This is a genomic window from Lactobacillus delbrueckii subsp. delbrueckii DSM 20074 = JCM 1012 (assembly GCF_001433875.1).
Classification (GTDB): domain Bacteria; phylum Bacillota; class Bacilli; order Lactobacillales; family Lactobacillaceae; genus Lactobacillus; species Lactobacillus delbrueckii.
The window spans coordinates 1-715 of record NZ_AZCR01000123.1 but is presented as its reverse complement, the minus strand read 5'-3'; the positions used below and the strand labels follow the sequence as shown (position 1 = coordinate 715).

General features: G+C 50.2%; 7 tRNA genes. All 7 read right to left on the bottom strand.

From position 1 onward, the window contains the following. Positions 1–28: 28 nt before the first annotated feature. Positions 29–101: transfer RNA gene (locus FD23_RS08760), tRNA-His, on the bottom strand. Positions 102–114: 13 nt separating this feature from the next. Beyond that, a tRNA-Trp gene (locus tag FD23_RS08755) sits at positions 115–185 on the bottom strand. Between the two features lie 4 nt (positions 186–189). Beyond that, positions 190–271: transfer RNA gene (locus FD23_RS08750), tRNA-Tyr, on the bottom strand. 8 nt (positions 272–279) lie between these two features. Next, a tRNA-Phe gene (locus FD23_RS08745) sits at positions 280–352 on the bottom strand. A 6-nt stretch (positions 353–358) separates the two neighbouring features. Then, positions 359–432: transfer RNA gene (locus tag FD23_RS08740), tRNA-Asp, on the bottom strand. 3 nt (positions 433–435) lie between these two features. Then, positions 436–509, bottom strand: a tRNA-Met gene (locus FD23_RS08735). A 9-nt stretch (positions 510–518) separates the two neighbouring features. After that, a tRNA-Ser gene (locus FD23_RS08730) sits at positions 519–606 on the bottom strand. Positions 607–715 lie beyond the last annotated feature (109 nt).

Sequence of the window (715 nt, the reverse complement as noted above, 5' to 3'; positions counted from 1 at the left end):
CGATTATTCTTTTCTGCCCTTCGGCTAGGGCGGTATGTGGGAATCGAACCCACGAATGCTGGATCCACAAACCAGTGTGTTAACCACTTCACCAATACCGCCATATTCTGTTAACAGGGATAGTAGGAATTGAACCCACACCGACGGTTTTGGAGACCGTAGTTCTACCTTTAAACTATATCCCTATTATGGAGGAAAGTGGATTCGAACCACTGAACTCAGAGAGAGCGGTTTTACAGACCGCCGCGTTTAGCCACTTCGCTATTCCTCCATTTTCAATGGCGCGGGACGGAATCGAACCGCCGACACATGGAGCTTCAATCCATTGCTCTACCAACTGAGCTACCGAGCCATCAAACGGTCCATGCGGGATTTGAACCCGCGATCTCCTCCGTGACAGGGAGGCGAGATAAACCACTGCTCCAATGGACCATATTGCGGGAGCTGGATTTGAACCAACGACCTTCGGGTTATGAGCCCGACGAGCTACCAGACTGCTCCATCCCGCGATAATAAAAAGGAGGATGTGGGATTTGAACCCACGCACGAGTCACCCCGTCTAACGGTTTTCAAAACCGTCCCCTTAAGCCACTTGGGTAATCCTCCATTTGATGGATAGAAAAATATTCAATTCTTGCCTTCCGGCAATGACCCGTACGGGATTTGAACCCATGTTACCGCCGTGAAAGGGCGGTGTCTTAACCACTTGACCAAC